The sequence below is a fragment of the Streptomyces sp. NPDC048416 genome (assembly GCF_043200435.1).
Classification (GTDB): domain Bacteria; phylum Actinomycetota; class Actinomycetes; order Streptomycetales; family Streptomycetaceae; genus Streptomyces.
This window is the reverse complement of sequence record NZ_JBICXU010000002.1, coordinates 150,688-174,081: the sequence shown is the minus strand read 5'-3', so window position 1 is coordinate 174,081 and position 23,394 is coordinate 150,688. Positions and strand designations below refer to the sequence as shown.

Here is a 23,394-nt window from a genome sequence, read left to right as displayed (position 1 = left end):
GGTGGCCACCGAGGGTCCAGGGGCCCAAACCCGGGCCCAAATACGGGGGTTACGCATGGCGGCCCCCCAGCCAGCGGGCGATGGCCTCGCCGCGGGTGGCGCTGTGCAGCTTGGCGAAGATGCGGTTGATGTGGTTCTTGACCGTCTTCTCGCTGATGAAGCACGTGGCCGCGATTTGCTGGTTGCTCATGCCCGCCGCGATCAACTCCATCACCTCGGTCTCCCGCGAACTCAGCCCGAAAACTTCCCTGTTCCGCATCGGTTCCACTCGCCGTGCAGTTGAAGACTGTGCCACAAACGGTTGCAGTTGCGAAAGGGATGGTGCGGAAATGGCGACCGCCGGGTGCGGGGCCGGCTGCTCGCGTACATGGGCGAGCAGGGCGTTCGCCGCCGTGGCGGTGAAGGCGGCAACCCCCTCCCGCATCCCCCGTACCGCCGCGGCCAGTTCGTCCGCCGTGAACTCCCCGTGGACCAGGTATCCCCCGGCGCCCAGGCGCAGGGCCTCCCGTACGGTCTCGCTCTCCCGGCTGTACGTCAGCATCATGACCGGAGCAAGGCGCACCAGGTGCGGGAGAGCCGTCATGCCGTCGACGCCCGGCATGCGGACGTCCAGCAGGATCACGTCCGGGCGGTGGCGCAGCGCCGCCTCGTAGGCCTGGCGGCCGTCGGCGGCCTCCGCGGCCACCTCGATGTCGTGGCGGCCGTGCAGCAGCGCGGCGAGGCCCGCCCGTACGACCGGGTTGTCGTCCGCGACGACGATCCGCAGCGGCCGTACCGCCGCGCACGCCTCGGCGCCCGGCGCCCGGTCCTGCCCGGCCCGCCACCGGGCCGGGCCGTACGCGATGTCGTCCTGCATGACGCCTCCCTTCCACAGGTTTCACGAGGGTCGCACGGTTGCGTCAGGATGGCGGCGACTCGGGAGGAGACGCCAAGGGGCCGTTGGGTAAAGGGAGTTCGACGCGTACCTCTGTTCCTCGCTCCGCGCCGCCCCGGCCCACTCTGATGCGCGCGCCCATGGCCGCCGCCCGCTCCACCATGCCCACCAGGCCGAAGTGGCCGTCGCGTTTGAGGTCGTCGAGGGTGGTGGAGGGCGGCAGGCCCCGGCCGTCGTCCTTGACGCTGAGGCGAAACAGGGCGCCTTCGACGCCCGCCGTCACCTCGGCGCCCGCCGTCGCCTCGACACCCGCCGTCACCTCGACACCCGCCGTCACCTCGACGCGGGCCGGCCCCGCGTGCCGGTGGGCGTTGTCCATCGCCTCGTTCGCGATGGTCAGAAGCTGGCGGGCCGCCCCCGCCGGGAGCAGGGGTGCCGGCACGGCTCCGAGCGCCGTCCAGCGCGCCGGCACGCCAGTACGTCGGGTGAAGTCCCTTACAGCGGACGCCAGTTCGGGCAGGATGTCCACCTCTCCCTGTACGCGCCTGAGGTCTCCCAGCAGTTCGCGGGACTCCGCTGCCGCCCGGCGCGCGGCCCGCGCCACCAGTTCGGCCCGGTGGCGGACCGCGGGCGGGTCCATGCGGTCGGCGGACGCGGCCAGGCCGTCGGCGGCGAGGGCCAGGCCGTGCAGGGTCTTCGCCACCGAGTCGTGCATGTCCCGGGCCAGGCGCGCCCGCTCCTCCTCGACCGCGTCGTGCACGGCCAGGCGGGCCCGGGTCTCCGTGAGGGCCTGGCTCGCGGCGCCGAAGCGGAACAGGAGGTTGCGGATGGTCACTCCGGCCGCCCCCACGATCACGCAGAAGCCGGGCAGCAGCAGGGCGGACGTGTCGGCCGGCTGGGAGTGCCGGCCGGTCGCGTACACCAGGGCCAGGATCGCCACCTGGAGGCCCGCGAAGATGCCCGCGCCGCGCCAGCCGTAGACCAGGCCCGCCAGGAGCGGGGTGCAGACGGTGACGTAGCCGAGGGGGGACTCGGGCGTCGCCGTGACCAGGAGCAGCGCGCCGAACACCGCGTCGACCGCGAGCAGCCAGGGATGGTTCAGGAGCAGCGGCCCGAAGCGTTCCCAGTCGCGGAACAGGACGTACGAGCCCATGAAGGTGACCAGGACCGCGGAGCCCACCAGCAGCCCGGGCGCCCCATCGGCGGCGCCGGCGAGCGCGAAGGGCGCGCCTATCGCGATCATGGCCAGACGGAAGCCGAACACCTGCCGGCACATCGCCTGGAGCGCGTTGACCTGGAGGGCGAGGGCGGGGGGCGGTGCCGGGTCCGTCGTTCCGCGACGCGTCATGGGCAACCACAACCATTCTGTACCCAGCGTCAGTTGAAGGCTCACTTGGGGCCGCCGAGGAAACCGCCGAAGTCCAGGTTCGCTCCGTACACGAACCCGACGCTGAGCAGGATCAGGGTGCCCGGCAGCAGAAAGGTGGTCACGGCGAAGGTGGCCTTGGGGACCGCGCGGGCCGCTTTGCGGCGGGCGTTCTGCGCGTCGGTGCGGCGCATGTCGGCGGCGATCGCTATCAGTGTCTCGACGATGGGCGCGCCCAGCTCCTCGCCCTGCTGGAGCGCGGTCACGAACATGGCGACCTGTTCGGAGTCGTTGCGCTTGCGCAGCTCTTCGAAGGCCTGACGGCGGCTGACGCCCATGTCCATCTGGCGCAGGGTGATGCGCAGCTCGTCGGCCCAGGGCCCCTCGTACTTGTCGGCGACACGGTCGAGGGCCTGACGGAAGCCGAGGCCCGCGCTGACGACGACGGCCAGGACGTCCAGGAAGTCGGGCAGGGTGCGTTCGATGTGGTCGCGGCGGACCCGGACGGCCGACCAGATGCCGGCCTCCACCCAGAACAGGGCGAACGCCACCATCACCAGGGCGATGATCCAGTGCCCTTCGAGCAGCATGACCAGCGCGGCCACCGCGCCGAGCGCGCCGTACACCGCGCGGCGGGCGGCGTACCGGTCGACGGTGAGCCCGCCGGGGTTGCCCGCGAGGTCGATCTGGCGGCGTTTCCTGGCGACCCTTTCGGGGCCCATCATCCGCAGTACGGCGGGCGCCCAGCGCATGCCGATCCGGTCGACGGCCGAGCCGACGGCCGTGGTGCGCGTCGCGCCGACCTCCAGGGCCACCGCGAGGTCGCTCGGGAGCTTCACCTCGGCCCGGTACATGCGGATGCCGAGGAACATCCCGTACACGCTCAGGCCCATCAGGGCCGCGAAGAGCAGTCCCATGTGCCGCTCACTCCCCTCTCTCGTACCGGTGGCTGTGGTGACGGCTCATACGTCGATGCGGGACAGGCGGCGGACCACGAAGAATCCGAGGGCGTACAGGGCGATCGAGACCAGGACCGCCGCCTGGCCGAGGAAGGCGCCCGTCATGCGGTCGAGCGCGCCCGGCATCACCGCGTTCAGCATGAGCAGCGCGGCGATCCCGAATCCGGGCACGGCGTACGCGGTGACCGTCACCTGGGCCAGTGTCGTGCGCACCTCGCGCCGGGTCTCCTTGCGCTCCTCCAGGGTGCTGGTGAGGTTGCGCAGCGAGCTGACGACGGTGCCGCCGGCCCGGTTGGCGAGCACCAACGTCGTGACCAGCACGACCAGTTCGCGTGAGGGGAGCCGGTCCGCGATCTCGCCGAGCGCGTCGTCGAGGGATTCGCCGACGGCCAGCCGGTCCGTGACCCGGCCCAGCTCCTCGCCGGCGGGGGCCTCCATCTCCTCGGCGGCCATGGCGATGGCGGTCCGCAGCGCGAGGCCGGCCTGGGTGGCGTTGGCGAGGATGCGGGAGAGCTCGGGAAGCTGGTTGATGAACCGCTCGATGCGTTTTTGGCGTTGCCAGTTGAGGAAGGAGTTGGCACCCCACAGGCCGGCGAGGCCCGCGAGGGGGCCGAAGAACGAGGCGAGGACGGCCGCGGCGATCAGCCACAGCGCGGCCACCCCGGCCAGCATGGCGACGAAGAATTCGCCGGGGGTCAGATCGAGGCCGGTCGCGGCCAGCTTCCGTTCGATGCGGTGGCCCAGTTTCGTGCCGCGCAGTCGGCGGTCCACGCCGCGGAAGGGGCGGTGCCGGCCGGTGGCGGACCGGGCGCCGGGGTTGCTGAGCCGGTCGATGAGGGCTTCGCGCTGGGCGCGGCCCGCCCCGTAGGAGCGCAGCCCCAGGACCGCCAGCACCCCGGCGAGCAGGGTGACGCCGAGCGTGAGGAAGGAGAGATTCATCTGCGCGTTCCCTGTCGGTTGGCGTGCGGGCTCAGTTGGTGTGGCGGACGGCGAGCTGTTCCGTGCTCGACGCGACTCCGTACGCCTGCGGGACCGGCTGGTTGGCGAGGTAGAGGCGGTCGGCGACGCGGCGGGGCAGCGGGAAGTACTGGAAACGGCCGTGGATGAGGCCGTCGGCGGCCATCGGCTGGGCGTCGAAGCGGCAGACGGTGGTGATGCGGTACGGGTCGCGGCCGTGCGATTCGAGCAGGGCGATCTCGGTGATCTTGCGGGCGCCGTCGGCATGCCGGGTGAGCTGCACGATGACGTCGACGGCCGAGTTGATCTGGTCGTGCAGGGCTTCGAAGGGGACCTCGACCTCCGACATCGAGGCGAGCGTCTGGAGGCGCATCAGGGCGTCCTCGGCGCTGTTGGCGTGGACGGTGGCGAGCGAGCCGTCGTGACCGGTGGACATCGCCTGGAGCATGTCGAGCGATTCGCCGCCGCGGACCTCGCCGACCACGATCCGGTCGGGTCGCATGCGCAGCGAGTTGCGTACGAGGTCGCGGATGGAGATGTGGCCCTTGCCCTCCACGTTCGGGGGGCGTGACTCCAGGCGGATGACGTGGGCCTGCTGGAGCTGGAGCTCGGCGGAGTCCTCGATGGTGATGATGCGCTCGTGCGGCGGGATCAGACCGGACAGGGCGTTCAGGAGCGTGGTCTTGCCGGTGCCGGTGGCGCCCGACACGATGATGTTGAACCGGGCCTGTACGAGCCCGGCGAGCAGCAGCAGCATGTGCTCGTCGAGCGAGCCGAAGGTGATCATCTCCTGGAGCGTGAACGACCTCGGGAAGCGCCGGATGGTGAGCGTCGCGCCGGTCAGCGAGAGCGGCGGAATGATCACGTTGACCCGCTCGCCGGAGGGTAGCCGGGCGTCGACCATGGGGTTCGATTCGTCCACGCGGCGGTTGACGGTCGACACGATCCGCTCGATGGTCTGCATCAGCTGCTCGTGCGAGGCGAACCGGAGCGGCAGTTGCTCCACCCGCCCGCCGCGCTCCACGAAGATCTGGTCGGGGCCGTTGACCATGATCTCGGTGATGGAGGCGTCTTCGAGGAGCGGTTCGAGGATGCCCAGGCCCAGCGCCTCGTCGACGACCCGGCGGATCAGCTGGGCCCGTTCGGTCGTGGAGAGCACCGGGCCCTCGCGGCTGATGATGTGCCCCAGCACCCGCTCAAGGCGCGCCCGGCGCTCGGCGGCGGCCAGCGAGGACATCTCGGCGAGGTCGATCTCCTCCAGGAGCTTGGCCCGGTAGGAGGCGACCAGATGGCCGTCCTCGCGCCCGGCGCCGCTCTCCTCGGGGGCGGCGATCCGTGCCCGCAGACTCATGTCTCGTCTCCACTCGTCTCGGGTCGGGTCAGGTCGGGTCGGGTCGGGTCGGGTCAGTTGTGGTGCTGGAGCTTCGGCATGGTGGACGTGCGGGTCGTCGTGCCGAAGTCGGAGATGCCGGGGATGACGCTGGGGATCGTGATGGTGACGGTGTAGGCAACCGCGTCCCCGCCGCCCCCGGCGGCCGTGACCTTCGGGTGGAGCCAGTCGCTGACCGCGGCCGTTGCGGCGGCACCGGCGTCCAGCGTGGGCTCACCCGGCCCGGGATCGTCCAGACTCGCCGCCCGCGCCGCCGCCCGCGCCCCCGTGCCCGCCTGGTTCGCGGCGTACGCGGCGATGCCCAGCTGGATCGCGGCGAGCCCCACGAACAGCAGGATGGCGATGAACCCGATGTATTCCAGGGCCACTTGGCCCCGGTCGCGCCCTGGTTGCGTACGGCTGCGCACGGCTCAGCGCTCCTTCACATGGGCGGCGGTGCCGTGGACGGGGTAACTGTTCAGGACGCCCGGGATCAGGATCGGGATCTTCAGGGTGACGGTGGCCCGGTACATGCCGGTCCCGTCGGCGTGGCAGTCCGGGACGCCCTCGAAGGACGACGGCACCTCATGCAGCGCCGCCGCCCGGCACGCCCCGTCCCCGCCCTCCGCAGCCGCCCCCGCCCGCGCCCCCTCGTCCGCCGCGTTGCCCGCGAGCACGAAGGTGTAGCCCACCAGCGCGCACTGCCACAGCGCGACGAGCAGCAGCAGGATCAGCGGGACCACGCCGACGAACTCGATGACGGTCTGCCCCCGGTCCCGCTCGCCCCTGGGGATCCGCCCGGAACCCCGCATCAGCTCCCCCTGCGCCGCAGGACGAGCCCGGAGCCCCGGGCGGCCCGCGCCTTCGCCCTGCCCTCGGGGGCCTTGAGGAGGCCGAGCTCTCCGGCCAGCGCCCACACGGCCTGCTTGACGGTGCTCTTCTGGTCCAGGTCGTGAAGCCGGCCCGCGTCCACGGCGGACTGGAGCTCCTTGAAGTGGGCCGGCACGGACGTCTGGGCGACGCGGGTGCCGGTGATCTTCTGGACGAGCGGGGGCTGGATCTCGGTGGTGCGGGTGTGCCGGTTGACCACGGTGGTGGTCTCCTCGGCCTTGCGGATCTGGAGCCGGTCCCACATCCGTACGGTGCGTTTGGCGCCCCGTACGGACACGACGTCGGGCGTGGTGACGAGCAGCGCCACGTCGGCCATCTCCACCACGGCGGCGTTCGCGGCCGTCATCTGGGTGCCGCAGTCCACGATGACGGCCTCGTAGCGGGTGCGCAGGGCGCCGACGATCTGGCGGGCGGCCCGGTCGGTGACCTCTTCGCCGCGTTCTCCCTCGCCGGGGGCGAGCAGCAGGGCGAGGCCGCTCTCGTGGTTGAAGACGGCGTCGGCCAGGACGCGCGGCGAGATGTCGGTGATCGAGGCGAGGTCGGCGATGGAGCGCCGGAACTGGACGTCGAGGTAGGAGGCCACGTCGCCCGCCTGGAGGTCCAGGTCGAGCAGCACGGTGGTGCGGCCCGACGCCCGTGCCGCGAGGGCGAGTTGGACGGCGACGAGGGTGGTGCCGACGCCGCCCTTGGCTCCGGTGACGGTGGTGACGGTGCCGCCGGGCCCGGCGAAGACGTCGAGGCTCGCCCCCAGGTGGCGGCGTACGCCCGCGGACCACTGGGCCGCCGCCTGGACGCGTACCGCCAGCTCCTCGTACGACAGGGGCAGCGCGACGAGGCCGCGGGCGCCCGAGTCCATGGCGGCGGAGAAGACGGCGGGCCCGGCGTCGGACGAGATCAGGACGACGCCGATCGCGGGAAAGCGCAGCGCGACCTCGCGGATCAGATCGAGGGCGGGGACGGGACCGATGCGTTCGTGGACCAGGACGACTTCGGGGAGTTCGTCCAGGGACTCGCCGGCGAGCCTGGCGAGGGTGTCCAGGAGCTGGGTGGAGTCGCCGACGGGCACGGCGGGTTCGGCGTCGGGGAGCTGACTGAGCAGGGTGGTGACGGACCGGGCGGCGTCCGCGTCGGCGACGGCCGGCAGGATTCGAGTGGTCATCCGCACCTCACTGGTCCTTTTCGAGCCGGTACGTACGGTCACCGGGCGGGATCGTGCTGTCGCCGTTGCCGCGGCCGACGAGCGCGAGGCGGACATGGGTGGCGAACGACTCGGCGTAGGCGACCCGTTGGGCGTCAAGGGTGCTGAGGGCGAAGGTGATGGGGACGGCCTGGGTGGCCTGGTTCTTGTCGGACGAGCCGGGGTTGAGCGCTTGGACGGCGCCGACCTGGATGACCCGGGCGTTCGCCACGATGAGCTTGGACTCGGGGGTGTCACCCTGCTTGGTGGCGGCGAACGTGGCGAAGATGTTGACGCTGTCGTTTCCGTTGATCTTTCCGGCGACCCCGGTCGAGGCGTCGATCATGATGGCGATCTCCTGTTCACCCGGCTTGAGTTGGGGCCGGTCGGTGAACATGCCGTCCTGGAGCAGTGACCCCTTGGTGAGGTGGGTGGCGGCCATCTTGCCGACGACGTCGGAGAGGTCGGTCACGGCGCCCTGGGAGAGCCAGCGCTTGGGCATGCGGGTCTTCTCGAACTGCGCGGCCCGCAGCGGCGCGTAGGCGTCTATGTCGTCCTTGAGTTTGTACGCCGTCACCTCAGGCCCCACCTTGGAGTCCACGTCGCTGATCACCGCGAGCACTCCGGCGAAGGCGCCGAGGGCGCACAGGACCGAGAGGAGGAGAAGGATGATGCCGCGGCGCTGGCGGGAGTTCATTGACCGTACGACCTCGTTCGCTGACGTGGGGCAGAGCGGGCAAGTGCGGTGCTGCTGAGGCGCGTTGGAGTCAGGGTCCCGGAGCGATGGCGCGGCGGCGCTCGGCCCGGGTGAGGGGCCGGGCGTGGTGGGCGGAGGCGGGGACGGGGCTGAGCGCGGCGGCGCCGTACGGACCGCCGTACTCCTCGTCGGCCGGCTGCCGCGAGGCGCAGAAGCCGCAGCGGTCGCCGATGAGTTCCATGGCGCACCAGCGGCACTGCTCGCGCCGCACGGAGGCGACGAGCTGGTAGAGGACCGAGATGTCCGGGAGGTGGGCGACGAATTCGGTCAGTTTGCCGGCGCCCCACCAGGCGGCGGAGTCGGCGGGCGGCGCGGCCTCCTGCACGGCGCCGGTCCGCCAGGCCGGAGCGAGGCTTTCGGCGACCCAGTCCGCGCCGACGGCGCCCTTGGCCACCAGGAGGTGGCAGGCGAAGTCGGGTCCGGTGAGGGCGCCCGCCGAGCCGACCTTGATGAGCTGGGGTTCCGGGTTGGCCAGGACGGCGAACTGACTCCCGGGCATCCAGGACCTGGCGTGCGCGGTGAGACCCACCGGGACGCGTTCCAGCCGGGCCACGGAGTTCAGCACGGCGCCCGCGTGGATGTAGTGGGAGAGCAGCCGGGCCGCCGACGCCATGACGCCGGGACTGAAGTCGCAGACCGAGAGCTGCCTCAACTGCCTTACCAGGACGGCGAGTCCAAGGGGCGGCAAAGGAGATTTGATCAGCGTGAGGCGATCGGTTTCCAGAAGCGAGCGAACCGTATGCAGCCGGTGTTCATGGGCAGCGGAAAGCGACGCCGGATAGAGGGCGATGACGTAGCCGTGCTGTTCCAGGAGACGGTGCATGTCGACGAGCGCCGCGTCCAGGGGCTGCGCGTGCGGCGACTGGAGCAGGGCCGCGAGCGGCGTCTGCGGGTCGGTCGGCGCGAGCACCAGGTCGGGGCTGGTGACGGCTATCGCGGTCGGCATGTCACGGGCCCCCGTTCACTGATCGCGGTCGCCACCGCGGCCCCCGTTCCCTTGGACGCGCGAGCCTGTGCGAGCCCTCACGACCGCAACTGATCCCTGCATTTCCCACCTGTCTCAGCACTTTATCCACGACCTACCGGCGGGAGAACCGTCTTCTCCTTTCCTGTGTGCCTGCGCGGCTGGATTTGGTACGGGCGGGACGGCAGTTGCGTACGAAGTCGGCCAGTGCGGCGGCCGGAATTGATCCTTCGCGTCCCGCGCCCCGACGGCGGGGCCTTGAGGCGGCCGCTCCCCGCCTCCTCGCCCGCATCCCCGCCCCCCGCCTCCGCGCGAAGTCTTGACAACCCAATTGGTCTGGACCATGTTGTGCGACCAGGACGACGACGCCCCCACCTCGTACGCCGTCCCGCTTCCACCCCCCTGCCCTCCTCACCCCTGCCCACCCTCCCCGCTCCCCTCCCGGAGGCAGCAAGTGAACCGCGCGAGACATGCAAGACTCGCCCTGGCCGTGGCCGCGGCCGGTGCTCTGTCCATAGCCGGGCTCTCCGGCACCGCTCAGGCGGCCGACGTCAACAACGTCAAGAACGCCGGGTTCGAGTCGGGCCTCGGCGGCTGGAACTGTTCGGCCGGGAGCGGCGCCGCCGTCTCCTCGCCCGTGCACGGCGGAGCCGCCGCCCTCAAGGCCACCCCCTCGGGGTCCGACACCGCGCAGTGCTCACAGACCGTCGCGGTCAAGCCCAACTCCACGTACACGCTGAGCGCCTGGGTGCAGGGCAGTTACGTCTACCTCGGCGCCGGCGGCACCGGCACCACCGACGTGTCGACCTGGACGCCCGGCACCGGCGGCGGCTACGGGCAGCTGTCCACCACGTTCAAGACCGGCGCCTCCACCACCTCGGTGCAGATCTACACGCACGGCTGGTACGGCCAGAGCGCGTACTTCGCGGACGACCTCTCCGTGTACGGGCCCGACGGCGGCGGGGGCGGCGACCCGGCTCCGACGGTCCCGGCGGCGCCCGGCGGCCTCGCGGTCGGCTCGGTGAGCTCGTCCTCGGTGAACCTGTCGTGGGGCGCGGTGTCCGACGCGACCGGGTACAACATCTATCAGGGCGGCACCAAGGTGCAGTCGGTGACGGGCAGTTCGGCGACCGTGACCGGGCTGAGCGCGTCGACCTCGTACCAGTTCCAGGTGAGCGCGACCAACGCCGCGGGCGAGTCCCCGAAGTCGGCGGCGGTGACCGGCACCACCTCGGCCTCCGGCGGGAACCCGGGCGGCGGAAGCGTGCCCAAGCACGCGGTGACCGGCTACTGGCAGAACTTCAACAACGGCGCCACCGTTCAGAAGATCAGTGATGTGCCGGCGAACTACGACATCATCGCGGTCGCCTTCGCCGACGCCACCAGCACGCCGGGCGCGGTGAGCTTCACCCTCGACACCAAGGGGCTCGGCGGGTACACCGTCGACCAGTTCAAGGCCGACATCGCCGCCAAGCACGCGGCCGGCAAGTCGGTGATCATCTCGATCGGCGGCCAGAACGGCACGATCTCGGTCAGCGACTCCGCCTCGGCGAACAACTTCGCCAACTCGGTCTACTCGCTGATGCAGACGTACGGCTTCGACGGCGTCGACATCGACCTGGAGAACGGCCTCAACTCCACGTACATGACCCAGGCGCTGAAGGCTCTGTCCGCGAAGGCCGGCAGCAAGCTGGTCATCACGATGGCGCCGCAGACCATCGACATGCAGTCCCCGTCGAGCGGCTACTTCCAGACCGCCCTCAACATCAAGGACATCTTGACCGTCGTCAACATGCAGTACTACAACAGCGGTTCGATGAACGGCTGCGACGGCAACGTCTACTCCCAGGGCACGGTCGACTTCCTGACCGCGCTCGCCTGCATCCAGCTCCAGGGCGGCCTCGACCCCTCCCAGGTCGGCCTCGGCCTGCCGGCCTCCACGTCCGGCGCGGGCAGCGGGTACGTATCGCCTTCGGTGGTCAACGCGGCGCTGGACTGCCTGACCAAGGGCACGAGCTGCGGCACCTTCAAGCCCGCCAAGACGTACCCGACGCTGCGCGGCGCGATGACCTGGTCCACCAACTGGGACGCCACGTCGGGCAACGCCTGGTCGAACGCGGTCGGGCCGCACGTCCACGCCCTGCCGTAACCCCGCACGACGGACGGCGGCGCCCCCCGGTCCCCCGGGAGGCGCCGCTGTCACATCGGGTCTACCGCGTCACGGCTTGGGCGGGATACAGCCCGCGCAGGTCCACCACGTCACGGCTTGGGCGGGGTGCAGCCCACGCAGGTCCACCGCGTCACGGCATGGGCGGGGTGCAGCCCACGCAGGTCCACTGCGTCACGGCTTGGGCAGGGTGCAGCCCGCCCGGTTCAGGTCGATCTTGTTGCCGGCGCCGACGCACGACACGATGATGTACGTCTCCTCGGCGTAGTTGATGCCCTGGCGGACGGTGACGTTGCCGTTCTCGTCCACCTCGCACGGGTTGTTCTCCGTGCAGCGCTCGCCGTCCTCGTTACCGGTGTTGTTGACGGCGACGACCTTGCCGGTCGCCGTGTCGATCACCGGGGAGCCCGAGGTCCCGCCGATGGTGTTGCAGGACGAGGTGTAGCGGAGCGAGTCCTTCCAGGTCCAGTCGCCCTCCTTCAGGCGGTAGACGAAGCCGTCCACGTTGCAGCTGTAGGTGCGCTTCCAGTACCCCGAGACGACCTTGATGGCCGAACCCTGCGTCGGGTGCGTGTCGTTGAGGGTGAGCGGGCTGATCCCGTAGCTGCTCTGGATCTGGGCGTAGGTCTTGGTGAGCTGGTAGATCGATATGTCCGTGTCGGTCATCGTGGCGTACGCGACCTTGCCGGCCCGCAGGGTCGCGACCTTCGAACCCGAGGCGTTCAGGAGCGAGAACGAGCGGGACGAGGGCTGGTCGGTGATGACCTCGCCCGGGCCGGGGAACCCGGTCTCCAGGCAGTGACCGTTGGACAGGACGAGCGCGGGGTCGCTCGGCTGCGAGCTGGGCGTACGGATCACGGAGCCCGAGCAGTTGCTCAGCGCCACCGTGCCGGCGAAGGTGACCGCCTTGACGGTGGGTTTGGCGGGCGACGCCGTTGGTGCGGCCAGGGCCGGGGCTGCGGAGGCTCCGACGAGGAGCAGGCCGAGCAGCGCGCCGACGAGAGGCTTCTTCATGTGGGGGTTCCCCTCTGAATGACGGTGCCGAAGATCTTTCGGCTTGTCATGGGCACCGCCATTCTTGGGTCCACCGCCCCAACCGACAAGTAGGCGTGCGCGGTTGGCCCCGCCAATTTCCCCATCCATTCCCCCGCCCATTCCCCGGCCGACGCCCCTCATGGACGCTCCGGGCCCGCGAACCGGGCGTTCTCCAGGCCGGGGCGGGCCTCAGATCACCAGGCTGAGCAGCGCCGCCACCACGAAGCCCGCCACCGACAGGACCGATTCCAGGACCGTCCAGGACTTGAGGGTGTCGCGTTCGGTGATGCCGAAGTACTTGGCGACCATCCAGAACCCGCCGTCGTTGACGTGCGAGGCGAAGATCGAACCCGCCGAGATCGCCATGATGATCAGCGCCAGATGGGCCTGCGAGTAGCCCGCGCCCTCCACCAGGGGCACCACGATGCCGGCCGTCGTGACGATCGCGACCGTCGCCGAGCCCTGCGCGACCCGCAGGACCACCGAGATCAGCCAGGCCAGGAGGATGACGGGCAGGCCCACGTCATGGAAGGTCGTGGCCAGTGCGTCCGCGATGCCGGACGCCTTCAGGACCGCGCCGAACACACCGCCGGCGCCGACCACGAGCAGGATGTTGCCGACCGGCTTGAGGGACGAAGTGGACACCGTCTCAAGGGACTTGCGCGACCAGCCGCGCCGGATGCCGAGCAGGTAGTAGGCGAGCAGCAGCGCGATGGTCAGGGCCACGAACGGGTTGCCGAAGAACTCCAGGACCGAGCGCAGGGTGCAGGGATCGAGGGCGATCGAGGAGAACGTCGCGGCCAGGATCAGGATCAGCGGGGTGCCGATGATGGCGAGCACCGCGCCGAGCGGGGCGGGCTCCTCTCGGGGGGTGACCCCGGCGGCTGCCTGTTCGGCGGCGACGGCGGCCTTGGCCTCCTCGGCCGCCTCGACCATGTCCTGCGGGACCTCGACGAAGATGCGCTTGCCGATCCAGGCGGCGTATCCCCACGCGGCGAGCACGGACGGGATGCCGACCAGGGCGCCCATGAGGATGACCCAGCCGAGCGAGACGTGGAACAGGCCGGCGGCGGCCACCGGACCCGGGTGCGGCGGCAGGAAGGCGTGGGTCATGGAGAGGCCCGCGAGCAGCGGCATGCAGTACAGCAGGATCGACTTGCCCGACCGCTTGGTGGCGGCGTACACGATCGGCGCGAGGACGAAGATGCCGACGTCGAAGAAGACCGGGATGCCGAAGATCAGGCCGGTCAGGCCCATCGCGAGGGGGGCGCGCCGCTCGCCGAAGAGGGTGAGCAGCCGGGCGCTCAACACCTCGGCGCCGCCGCTGACTTCGAGGATCGCGCCGAGCATCGTGCCGAGCCCGATGATGATCGCGACATGACCGAGGATGCCGCCCATGCCGGACTCGATGGTCGAGACGGCGGCCGATCTCTGCACCGTGCCGAACAGCTCGGTCACCGAGAGTCCCGCGCCGAGGCCGACGGCTATGGACACCGCGAGCAGCGCCACGAAGGGCTGGAGCCTGACCTTGATGATCAGGAAGAGGAGGAGGGCGATCCCGAGGACGGCGACGGTCAGCAGTCCCGCGGTGCCGCCGAGCAGGGGCAGGATGCCGCCCGTGTGGACGGGCGGTGGCGGTGCGGCGGCCGCGACAGGGTGGAACAGCATGTGCCAACTCCGTTGTACAGCAGGGGGATTGCGGGCATGGGGGACCGCGGCACGGCGCCCCGGCGGTCCGGGGCGCCGCACCGTGCGGCGGGTCGAGCGGTGGAGCTGAGACGATCAAGGAGTTACGCGTCCAGGACCGCGAGGGCGTCGATCTCGATGAGGAGGCCGGCCGGGAGTCCGACGTACACCGTCGTGCGGGCCGCGGCCGGGGCCTTGAGGTTCTGCTCCTCGAAGTACGCGTTGTAGATCTCGTTCATCTGCGCGAAGTGGTCCACGTCGGTGAGGTAGACGCGCATCATCATCACGTCGTCCCAGCTCGCGCCGCCCTCCTCCAGGATCGCCTTGACGTTGGCGAAGGTCTGGAGGGTCTGCTCACGCAGGGTGGGTCCTGCCGGGGTCGGGGCCCGGCCCTCGACGGCCGGGAGGAAGCCGACCTGGCCCGCGACCTGGAGGATGTTCCCCTTCTTCACGCCGTGCGAGAACTTGGCGGGCGGGGTGGTGTGCGTGGCCGGGGTGATGGCGGTCTTATCGGTCATCGGAACGTCCTTGTGCGGATGGGGTGTTGGTTGCGGTGCCGGAGTACTCCCGGCTGATGTCCTGCGCGGTGCGGCGCACCTGCGGGAGCAGTGCGAGGAGTTCTTCGGCGGTGACGACGACGTTGGGCGCGGAGACCGACATGGCGGCGACGACCCGGCCGTCCGCGCCGAGTACGGGGGCCCCGACGCAGTTGATGGACTCCTCGTGGCCACCGAGGTCGGTGGCCCAGCCCTGTTCGCGCACCGTCGCCAGCTCCTTGAGGAAGGCAGCGGCGTTGGGCGTCGAACGGGACGTGTAGGCGGGGTAGTCGAGCTTGTCGGCGACGGCGCGGCGCTCGGCCTCCGGCAGGTCGGCGAGCAGCAGCTTGGCCACCGCGGCCACCGTGATCGCGACGGGCTTGCCGATGCGGGAGTACATCCGCACCGGATAGCGGCTCTCGACCTTGTCGATGTACAGGACCTCGCCCTCCTCGTGCACGGCGAGGTGGACGGTGTGGCCGATCCGCTCGTTGAGCGCGACCAGGTGGGGGTGGGCGATCTCGCGCACGTCCAGGTTCTCGACGGCTTCCTGCGCGAGGGCGAAGAGGCGGGCGCCGAGCCGGTAGCGCTGATCCTCCTGGCGGTAGACGAGCCCGTGCTCGTGCAGGGTGCGCAGGAGCCGCAGCGCGGTGGACTTGTGCACCCCGAGCCGGTCGGCGACCTGCCCGAGGTCGGCGGGGCCCTGCGCGAGCAGCGGCAGGATGCTCAGCGCCCGGTCGACGGTCTGGCTCATCTCGTACGTACCTCCTGGTCGTCCCCCGTCCACCCGGGGCCGAGACGAAGTCTCCCCCAGGCGGTGTCGTCCAGGGCCACGAGCCGGTCGGCATGGGCGCGCGCCGGAGGCTGGGTGAGGTCGCCCGGGACGGTGAGCACGGCGGCGGCCATGAGGTGCCCGTGCCGGATCCGGTCGCGGACGGGCAGGCCGCGCAGGGTGGCGCTGAGGAACCCGGCGGCGAAGGCATCGCCGGCCCCGACGGGGGCGACGACGTCGACGACCGGGGGACGTACGAGGGTGGCGGCCCGGGCGCCGTGCCCATCGGCCCCGGCCCGGGCGCCGTGCCCATCGGTCCCGGCCCGGCCGCCATGCCCATCGGCTCCGGCCCGCTCCATGACGACGGCCCCGCCCGCGCCCAGCTTCACGACCAGGACTCCGGGCTCGGGCAGCGCGTCGCCGATGGCCCGGGCGCCCCGCAGGCCCCACGCCGCCTCGGCCTCGTCCGCCCCCACGAAGACGATGTCCGCGCCCCGCGCCAGTTCGAGCAGCACCCGCGGCCCGGCCGCGTCCCGCCACAGTCCGGGGCGGTGGTTGACGTCGAACGAGACGAGCGGGCGCCCGGGACGGCGCGCGAGGAGGTCGCGCATCAGGGCGAGACAGTCGTCGGACAGGGCTGCGGTGATCCCGGAGAGGTGCAGGATCCGGCCCGACCACAGATCCCGGTAGGGCACGGTGGCCGGCGACATGGCGGAGGCCGCCGATCCGGCGCGGTAGTACACCACCTCGTGGCCGTCGTCGGTCCGGTCGTCGGCGGTGCGGAAGTAGACGCCGGTGGGCCGGTGCGCGTCGCGGCGCACGGCGCCCACATCCACGCCGTACGAGCCGATCGCCTCGACCAGATGGTCACCGAAGCCGTCCGCGCCGACCCGGCTGACCCAGCGTGCGGCGTGCCCGGCGGCGGCGAGCGCGCAGGCCACATTGGACTCGGCGCCACCGATCGTCCGCTCGAAGGCGGGCACATCGGCGAGGCGGCCCGGCCGCAGGGGAAGAAAGGTGACCATGGACTCCCCCAGGCAGACGACGTCGACGGGGGTGTCGGCGGCCTCCGCGGCGGCTGGGGATCCGGTGGTCACTGCGGGGCTCCTCGCTGCTGGGCGGTCCGGGCCGGTCATTGACCCGGCGTTGGCCCGGATGTTAGACAGCACCAAGCGATATGCGCAATGGGTGTTGCAAATGATGCAACGCCTCCGTTCCGAGAGGGTGAGGTTTCCGTGGCAGCCATCCATCGCGAAGACAGGCTCGAAGCCCTGGGCGCCGAACGCGTCGACCACCGCTTCAAGGGGCTGCCCCCGGACGCGGAAGGGCTCACCGTCGCCGAGCTCGCCGCGCAGCGCCGCGACCTGTTCACCGGCGGCTTCACCACACCCGTCCTGACGCTGTCCGCGGAAGCGCTCGACCACAACCTCGCCCTCCTCGAAACGTACGCACAGCGCCACGGCCTGGCGTTCGCGCCGCACGGCAAGACCTCGATGGCGCCCCAGCTCTTCGCCCGCCAGATCGAGCGCGGCGCCTGGGGCATCACGCTCGCGGTGCCCCACCAGGTGCGCGTGGCACGGGCGTTCGGGATCGAGCGGATCTTCCTCGCGAACGAGCTCGTCGACGCGGCGGCGCTGCGCTGGATCGCCGGCGAGCTGGAGCGCGACCCGGCCTTCCGCTTCATCTGTTACGTCGACTCCGTACGCGGCGTCGAGCTCATGGACCAGGCGCTGCGGGGCGCCGGCGGGCGGCGGCTCGACGTGGTGGTGGAACTCGCGGCGGGCGACGGCGCGCGCACCGGGGTGCGTACGGAGGCGGAGTGCGCGCGGGTCGCCGACGCGGTGGCGGGCACGGGCACGCTGCGGCTCGTCGGGGTCGCGGGGTACGAGGGCGAGGTGCCGCGCGCCGACCCCGAGCGGGTACGGGACCATCTCACCCGGCTCGTCTCGCTGGCGGCCGGCTTCGACAGGGCGGGGCGGTTCGCCGGGCTCGGGGCCGAGGAGATCGTGCTCAGCGCGGGGGGCTCCGCGTGGTTCGACGTCGTGGCGGACGTGTTCTCCTCCGCCGTACCCGAACTGTCGCTCCCCGTACTGAAGTTGCTGCGTTCCGGGGCGTACGTCTCGCACGACGACGGGCACTACCGGAAGCTGACCCCCTTCAACCGGGTGCCCTCGGAGGGCTCCCTTCAGCCCGCGTTCCGGCTCTGGGCCCAGGTCGTCTCCCGGCCCTGCGCCGAGCAGGCCTTCGTCAACGCGGGCAAGCGGGACGCGGCGTACGACCTCGATCTGCCCGAGGCGCAGGTCGTGCGGGACGCGCGGACGGGGGTGGTGCGGTCCGCGGCGGGTCTTTCCGTGACCGGGCTCTCCGATCAGCACGGGTGGTTGCGGGTGGCGGAGGGGGTTTCGCTGTCCGTGGGGGACTGGGTGGGGATGGGGCTTTCGCATCCGTGCACGGTGTTTGACAAGTGGGGGCTTATTCCTGTGGTGGAGGGGGATGGGGGGGTGTCGGATTACATCCGCACGTGCTTTTGAGGCGGGGGGCGGCGTTTTCCCACCCTCCCGCCCGTGCGACTACTTGAGAGTGCAGCCCCCGGGGCTCCGCCCCAGACCCCGGGCGGATCCTCCCACCCACCCACCCGTACAGCGCATCGAATGAGCCGACCCCTGGGGCTCCGCCCCAGACCCCACGCGGGGGCTCCGCCCCCTGCACCCCCGTTCGCGCCTGAACGGCGCTCGTCCTCAATCGCCGGACAGGCTGAAGATGCCTCCGCTCGCACCCTGCCAGGGGCGCGCGGAACTGCGCGAGAAGCAACCACGGCGCGCGGTGGAGAACGGGGTGTTCAGGGGCGCGGGGAACTGCGCAACCAGCCACCCACCACCCGCAGCCGAAAGCGGGTTTCAGGGGCGCGAGGAACGGCGCGAGAAGCGACCACGACCCGCGGTCGAAAGGAGGTTAAGGGGCGCGAGGAACGGCGCGACCAGCACCCACGACCCGCGGACGAAAGCGGGTTTCAGGGGCGCGAGGAACTGCGCGAGAAGCGACCACGGCGCGCGGTCGAAAGGAGGTTAAGGGGCGCGGGGAACTGCGCGACCAGCCGCCCGCGGGTCGCGGACGAAAGCCGGTCCCTGAAGGGTCGCGGGGAACCGCGCGAGACGTCACACACTGTCTGCTGTCGGACCGGCCCCGGGGGCCGGAGGGGCAGCCACCGGACTTGAGAGGCCACCATGGACCTGGTCATCCGCGACGCCCGCGTCATCGACGGCACCGCAACCCCCTCCTACCGCGCGGACATCGGCCTCACCGACGGCCGCATCGAGCGGATCCGGCGCCCCGGGCAGCCCCCGCTCGGCGCCCCCCGTACGCTCGACGCCCACGGTCTCGCCCTCTCCCCCGGCTTCATCGACATGCACGCCCACTCCGACCTCGCCCTGCTCCGCGACCCCGATCACAGTGCGAAGGCCGCTCAGGGCGTCACCCTGGAAGTGCTGGGTCAGGACGGGCTCTCGTACGCGCCCGTCGACGACCGCACCCTCGGCGAGGTCCGCCGGGCCATCACCGGGTGGAACGGCGACGGCTGCGACATCGACTTCGACTGGCGCACCGTCGGCGAATATCTCGACCGCCTCGACCGGGGCATCGCCGTCAACGCCGCCTACCTCGTCCCGCAGGGCACCGTACGGATGTACGCGGTCGGGTGGGACGACCGGCCCGCCACCGCTCAACAGCTCGACCACATGCGGCAGTTGGTGGCCGAGGGGCTTGAGCAGGGCGCGGTCGGCATGTCCTCAGGGCTCACCTACACGCCGGGCATGTACGCCACCGACGCCGAGCTCACCGAGCTCTGCCGGGTCGTCGCGCGCTACGACGGGTACTACTGCCCCCACCACCGTTCCTACGGCGCCGGCGCCCTCGACGCGTACGAGGAGATGACGCGGCTCACCCGGGACGCGGGGTGCGCCCTCCACCTCGCCCACGCCACCATGAACTTCGGCGTGAACAAGGGCCGCGCACCCGCACTGCTCGACCTGCTCGACGCCGCCCTCGCCGACGGCGCGGACATCACCCTCGACTCGTATCCGTACACGCCCGGCTGCACCACCCTCGTTGCCCTGCTGCCCAGTTGGGCCGGCGAGGGCGGACCCGAGGCGGTGCTCGCGCGGCTGCGCGACGACGAGAGCGCCGAACGGATCCGGCACCACCTGGAGGTCGTCGGCGCGGACGGGTGTCACGGCGTGCCGATCGACTGGGACACCATCGAGATCTCCGGCGTGAGCCGTCCCGGCCTCGCCGGGTGCGTCGGCACGACCGTCGCCCGGGCGGCGGCGCTGCGCGGCGAGGCGCCCTGGGCCACCGCGCGCCGGCTGCTCATCGACGACGCACTGGGGTCCACCATCCTCCAGCACGTCGGCCACGAGGAGAACGTGCGGGCCATCATGCGCCACCCGGTGCACACCGGCGGCAGCGACGGCATCCTCCAGGGCGACAAGCCGCACCCGCGCGCCTACGGAACGTTCCCGCACTACCTGGGCCACTACGCACGGGACGTGGGCATCCTCTCCCTGGAGGAGACCGTCGCCCACCTCACCTCCCGGCCCGCCGCACGTCTGCGGCTGCCCGACCGGGGGCTCGTCCGTGAGGGCTACCGCGCGGACCTCGTCCTGTTCGACCCGGACACCGTCGCCGCGGGCTCCACGTTCGCGTCCCCGCGCACACTGCCCGTCGGCATCCCGTACGTCCTGATCGACGGCCGGTTCGTCATCGAGGAGGGCAGCAGGACCGGTGTGCTGGCGGGCCGCTCGGTTCGGCGGACGCCCGGGGCGCGCTGAGCGGGCCCGTCGCCAGTTCCCGTGCGGCGGCCAAGTAGACCGAGCGCAGGGGCCCGTACTCGGCCGCATAGGCGAGCTGGGTGAGCGCGAGGGCCTGCAACGCCTTCGCGCTGCGCAGCGCGGCGACGGGCACGGCGGCGCCGACCACCTGGTCGAGGAGTTCGATCACCTTGTCGTAGTGCGGAGCGGGGGCGTCGTACTCCCGCTGCGCGGCGGCCAGCAGCCCTCGCCAGCGCAGCCGCCCACGGGACCGGTCGGTCGCGTTCACGGTCACGGTCACGGTCATGGCCACTGCCTCCTGATGCGTACGGAGCGACGGACGAAGGGACGCGTAACGGACGCTAGGAACAGCCCCGGGCCCGGCACAACAGCGCTCCCCGGGGCGTGGCTCAATCCGCCCCGGCCCTCGCGCCCGGGTCTTCGGCCCCCGGCCCCGCGTCCGGTCCTCACGGCCGTGGCCGGATCCGCACCGACACCTCCCCGGCGCCGCCCGCACCCGAAGCGACGCGCAGGATGCGGGACTTGGCGTCCCAGCCGTTCTGCGTGCCGCCCGTGACCACGCCCCCGCGCGGGAAGAACCGGGCGGGCAGATACACCTCGGTGTCGCCGCGCACGCCCGGCTCCGGACGCCAGCGCACGGCCAGCGTGCGGCTGGGTTCGTCCCACGTGTACGCGACCGGGTCCCCGGCGATCGCACGCGGTTCCGGGCGGTCGAGGACCGGGAGCAGCGGGGTGCGGCGCAGGTTGTGGTCCCAGGGGGCCCAGGGGCCGGGGTCGTTGGACCAGTACGCGGTGCCCGCGCCCATGTCCTGCGCCATCGTCCGCACCTTCTCGACGTACCGCAGTGCGCCGGGCAGCTTGATGTCGAGGCCGTACTCGCCGATGAGGACGGGAGCGCCGAGCCGGCGGGCGGTCTTCTCGGTCTGCTCGCGCCAGGAGGCCAGTGTGCGGTCGACCCACCGCGCGCTGTCCCCGGTGTAGCCGCCGCCGAGGTCCATGGGCAGGGGGTAGAGGTGGGGCGCGTACGAGATGCGCGCCCGGTCGCCGGTGCCGCGCGGGTCGGCGAGGTACGGAAGGCCGCTCGGCAGGCCCCAGTTGGCGCTGACCGCCTCGGGTTCCACGAAGATCCAGGAGTCGTGGTCGACCTCGCGGACGGCGGTGATGGTCCGGCGGTAGAGGGCGGCGAGCGGGCCCGCCTCGAAGGCGGGGCCCTGGACGCTGCCGCCGAAGGGTTCGTTCATCAGGTCGTAGCCGAGGACGGCGGGGTCGTCCGCGAACCGCGCCGCGACGTGCGCCCAGGCGGCCGCGTAGTGCGCGCGCAGATCGCGGCTCGCCGTGCGCGTGCCCCAGAAGTTGTCGAAGGCCCGCACCGTTCCCGGCTCGATGTACTTGAGCTCCCACTGCCCCCGCTCGGCGACCGGAAGCCCCTCGGCCTCGGTCGCCCACGCGGGTGCGCCGTTTCCCTTGACGGCGGGTCCGTAGACGTCCTGGTGGAGGTCGAGCATGACGTGGAAGCCCCGCGCCCCGTACCAGCGCACCCGCTCGGCGATCGCGTCGAGATAGCCGTCGTCGTACGCGCCAGGCGCCGGCTCCACGTTCCGCCACTGGATGAGCAGGCGTACGAAGTCGGAGCCGAGCTCGTCCGATTCGCGCCGCACGTCCGTCTCCTTGATCCAAGGGAGGCCGTCCGGGCGGGACTTGGCGCTGCTCGCGGTGTTCAGGCCCGTGAGGACGAGTGCGCGGCCCTGGTCGTCGGTGATCCAGCGGTGGCCCGCGGCGGTGTGCGCGGGGCCCGCGCCGGCCGGGCCGACCGCCACCAGGAGCGCGACGGCCACCGCCGCCGCCGTGCCCGCCGCCGTCCACCTGATCGCCCGTGGCGTCGCCCGTAGCCGCATGGCCGGACTCTAAGGGCTCCGCGCACTCCTCAACACCCCTGATCACAGCCGTAGTTGAGAATTGTTCAGCATCTTCTCTTCGGGTGCTCCGTGCTCTAGGGTCCGGCCATGCGCCTGCCCAGAATCGCTCCGGCGGTGGCCGCCGTGGCCGGGCTCTGCCTGCTGCTCGCCCTGCTCCTCGGCCTCACTCCGGTCCTGACCGCGCTCACCGCACACGCCGGCTGGACCCTGGTCCCGAGCGCGCTCGGAGTGCCCCTGGGGTTGCCGCCGCTGCGCGCGGTGCCGCTCGGGAGCACGGGCTGGGCCCAGCTCCTGTGCGAGGACTTCGCGGTGGTCGTCCTGGTGACGGTGGCGGCGCTGCGGATGCGCCGGCACGTGCGGCTCCGCCCCGCGGCGGGCCGCGTACGGCGTGCCCTCGCGGGCTGGACCGCCCTGCTGGCGGCCGGCGCGGCGTCGGGCCTGTGGCGCGGCGTGGTCACGGCCCGCATGGCCGACGCGGGGCTGCTCGGCTGGCTCGCGTACGGGGTGGTGGGGGTGGTGTTCGGGGCGGCGTGGGGGCTGACCCTCGGCTGGCTCCCAGGCGTGGCCGCGGCGGCCCTGACCAGCCGGCGCCGCCCCGCGTCCTCGCCGGACCCGCGGGGTCCCGGCCTCCGTGCCCGGACCGCGCCCGACCGACCGCGCAGTTCCCCGCGCCCCTGAACCCGTTCTCGTCCTCGCACCGTGGACGCTTCTCGCGCAGTTCCTCGCGCCCCTGAAACCCGCCGTCCTGTGCGGGCCGTGCTCGCTTCTCGCGCAGTTCCCCGCGCCCCTGAAAGCCATTTTCGGCTGCGGGCCGTGGGTGGCTGGTCGCGCCGTTCCCCGCGCCCCTGAACCCGTTCTCGTCCTCGCACCGTGGGCGCTTCTCGCGCAGTTCCTCGCGCCCCTGAAACCCGCCGTCCTGTGCGGGCCGTGCTCGCTTCTCGCGCAGTTCCCCGCGCCCCTGACCACTCGACGCCGGACGGGCTCGCATCCTCAGCCCGCACCGCGCCCCCGACCACTCGACGCCGGACGGCATCACATCCTCGGCCCGCGCCGCGCCGCCGCCTACTCGACGCCGGTCGGGCTCACATCCTCAGCCCGTCCGGCGATTGAGGACGAGCGCCGTTCAGGCGCGAACGGGGTCT

At 71.8% G+C, this 23,394-nt stretch carries 21 protein-coding genes; 4 read left to right on the top strand and 17 right to left on the bottom strand.

Annotation, left to right across the window (positions count from 1 at the left end; genetic code table 11):
- Window positions 1–49: 49 nt before the first annotated feature.
- The 10 genes from ACGFW5_RS03590 to ACGFW5_RS03545 form a co-directional block, all read right to left on the bottom strand.
- Window positions 50–856 (bottom strand): response regulator, encoded by an 807-nt coding sequence (locus ACGFW5_RS03590; RefSeq protein WP_393832504.1) that lies wholly within the window; start codon window positions 854–856, stop codon window positions 50–52.
- A gap of 43 nt (window positions 857–899) precedes the next feature.
- Complete coding sequence (locus ACGFW5_RS03585) at window positions 900–2,222, bottom strand: sensor histidine kinase (RefSeq protein ID WP_393832503.1); 1,323 nt, start codon at window positions 2,220–2,222, stop codon at window positions 900–902.
- A 41-nt stretch (window positions 2,223–2,263) separates the two neighbouring features.
- Window positions 2,264–3,157, bottom strand: a complete 894-nt coding sequence (locus ACGFW5_RS03580; RefSeq protein WP_393832502.1) for a DUF5936 domain-containing protein — start codon at window positions 3,155–3,157, stop codon at window positions 2,264–2,266.
- 45 nt (window positions 3,158–3,202) lie between these two features.
- Window positions 3,203–4,138: a type II secretion system F family protein gene (locus ACGFW5_RS03575; protein WP_393832501.1), complete on the bottom strand. Its 936-nt coding sequence runs from the start codon at window positions 4,136–4,138 to the stop codon at window positions 3,203–3,205.
- 31 nt (window positions 4,139–4,169) lie between these two features.
- Window positions 4,170–5,507 (bottom strand): CpaF family protein, encoded by a 1,338-nt coding sequence (locus ACGFW5_RS03570; protein WP_393832500.1) that lies wholly within the window; start codon window positions 5,505–5,507, stop codon window positions 4,170–4,172.
- 53 nt (window positions 5,508–5,560) lie between these two features.
- Window positions 5,561–5,953, bottom strand: a complete 393-nt coding sequence (locus ACGFW5_RS03565; protein ID WP_393832499.1) for a hypothetical protein — start codon at window positions 5,951–5,953, stop codon at window positions 5,561–5,563.
- 3 nt (window positions 5,954–5,956) lie between these two features.
- The gene (locus ACGFW5_RS03560; protein WP_393832498.1) at window positions 5,957–6,337 is read right to left on the bottom strand and encodes a TadE/TadG family type IV pilus assembly protein; all 381 of its coding nucleotides are present in this window, start codon (window positions 6,335–6,337) and stop codon (window positions 5,957–5,959) included.
- The gene (locus ACGFW5_RS03555) at window positions 6,337–7,575 is read right to left on the bottom strand and encodes a CpaE family protein (protein ID WP_393832497.1); all 1,239 of its coding nucleotides are present in this window, start codon (window positions 7,573–7,575) and stop codon (window positions 6,337–6,339) included. The genes ACGFW5_RS03560 and ACGFW5_RS03555 overlap by 1 nt, the downstream gene beginning before the upstream one ends.
- A 7-nt stretch (window positions 7,576–7,582) precedes the next feature.
- The gene (gene cpaB, locus ACGFW5_RS03550) at window positions 7,583–8,290 is read right to left on the bottom strand and encodes a Flp pilus assembly protein CpaB (RefSeq protein ID WP_393832496.1); all 708 of its coding nucleotides are present in this window, start codon (window positions 8,288–8,290) and stop codon (window positions 7,583–7,585) included.
- A 70-nt stretch (window positions 8,291–8,360) separates the two neighbouring features.
- Complete coding sequence (locus tag ACGFW5_RS03545; RefSeq protein ID WP_393832495.1) at window positions 8,361–9,296, bottom strand: hypothetical protein; 936 nt, start codon at window positions 9,294–9,296, stop codon at window positions 8,361–8,363.
- A 361-nt stretch (window positions 9,297–9,657) separates the two neighbouring features.
- Here ACGFW5_RS03545 and ACGFW5_RS03540 point away from each other — a divergent pair, with 361 nt between their 5' ends.
- Window positions 9,658–11,463 (top strand): chitinase, encoded by a 1,806-nt coding sequence (locus ACGFW5_RS03540; protein WP_393832494.1) that lies wholly within the window; start codon window positions 9,658–9,660, stop codon window positions 11,461–11,463.
- A gap of 192 nt (window positions 11,464–11,655) precedes the next feature.
- Here ACGFW5_RS03540 and ACGFW5_RS03535 read toward each other — a convergent pair whose 3' ends face one another.
- The 5 genes from ACGFW5_RS03535 to ACGFW5_RS03515 all read right to left on the bottom strand — a co-directional run bounded on the left by ACGFW5_RS03535 (window position 11,656) and on the right by ACGFW5_RS03515 (window position 16,646).
- Window positions 11,656–12,495, bottom strand: a complete 840-nt coding sequence (locus tag ACGFW5_RS03535) for a serine protease (protein ID WP_393832493.1) — start codon at window positions 12,493–12,495, stop codon at window positions 11,656–11,658.
- Between the two features lie 210 nt (window positions 12,496–12,705).
- Window positions 12,706–14,184, bottom strand: a complete 1,479-nt coding sequence (locus ACGFW5_RS03530; RefSeq protein WP_393832492.1) for a GntP family permease — start codon at window positions 14,182–14,184, stop codon at window positions 12,706–12,708.
- Between the two features lie 122 nt (window positions 14,185–14,306).
- The gene (locus ACGFW5_RS03525; protein ID WP_393832491.1) at window positions 14,307–14,720 is read right to left on the bottom strand and encodes a RidA family protein; all 414 of its coding nucleotides are present in this window, start codon (window positions 14,718–14,720) and stop codon (window positions 14,307–14,309) included.
- The gene (locus ACGFW5_RS03520; RefSeq protein WP_393832490.1) at window positions 14,710–15,492 is read right to left on the bottom strand and encodes an IclR family transcriptional regulator; all 783 of its coding nucleotides are present in this window, start codon (window positions 15,490–15,492) and stop codon (window positions 14,710–14,712) included. The genes ACGFW5_RS03525 and ACGFW5_RS03520 overlap by 11 nt, the downstream gene beginning before the upstream one ends.
- Entirely contained in the window at window positions 15,489–16,646 is a 1,158-nt protein-coding gene (locus ACGFW5_RS03515) for a sugar kinase (RefSeq protein WP_393832489.1), read from the bottom strand. The genes ACGFW5_RS03520 and ACGFW5_RS03515 overlap by 4 nt, the downstream gene beginning before the upstream one ends.
- A 99-nt stretch (window positions 16,647–16,745) precedes the next feature.
- Between ACGFW5_RS03515 and ACGFW5_RS03510 the strand changes: the two genes are divergently transcribed.
- Together ACGFW5_RS03510 and ACGFW5_RS03505 are read left to right on the top strand one after the other, a co-directional pair.
- Window positions 16,746–18,041 (top strand): alanine racemase, encoded by a 1,296-nt coding sequence (locus ACGFW5_RS03510; protein ID WP_393832488.1) that lies wholly within the window; start codon window positions 16,746–16,748, stop codon window positions 18,039–18,041.
- A gap of 693 nt (window positions 18,042–18,734) precedes the next feature.
- A complete protein-coding gene (locus ACGFW5_RS03505; RefSeq protein WP_393832487.1) occupies window positions 18,735–20,336 on the top strand; it encodes an amidohydrolase family protein in 1,602 nt (533 codons plus the stop codon).
- Here ACGFW5_RS03505 and ACGFW5_RS03500 read toward each other — a convergent pair.
- Window positions 20,266–20,622, bottom strand: a complete 357-nt coding sequence (locus tag ACGFW5_RS03500; RefSeq protein WP_393832486.1) for an alkyl sulfatase dimerization domain-containing protein — start codon at window positions 20,620–20,622, stop codon at window positions 20,266–20,268. The genes ACGFW5_RS03505 and ACGFW5_RS03500 overlap by 71 nt on opposite strands.
- A gap of 160 nt (window positions 20,623–20,782) precedes the next feature.
- Window positions 20,783–22,231: a cellulase family glycosylhydrolase gene (locus ACGFW5_RS03495; protein ID WP_393832485.1), complete on the bottom strand. Its 1,449-nt coding sequence runs from the start codon at window positions 22,229–22,231 to the stop codon at window positions 20,783–20,785.
- 108 nt (window positions 22,232–22,339) lie between these two features.
- On the opposite strand from ACGFW5_RS03495, the gene ACGFW5_RS03490 reads away from it, so the two are divergent.
- The gene (locus ACGFW5_RS03490) at window positions 22,340–22,930 is read left to right on the top strand and encodes a hypothetical protein (protein WP_393832484.1); all 591 of its coding nucleotides are present in this window, start codon (window positions 22,340–22,342) and stop codon (window positions 22,928–22,930) included.
- Window positions 22,931–23,394: the final 464 nt, after the last annotated feature.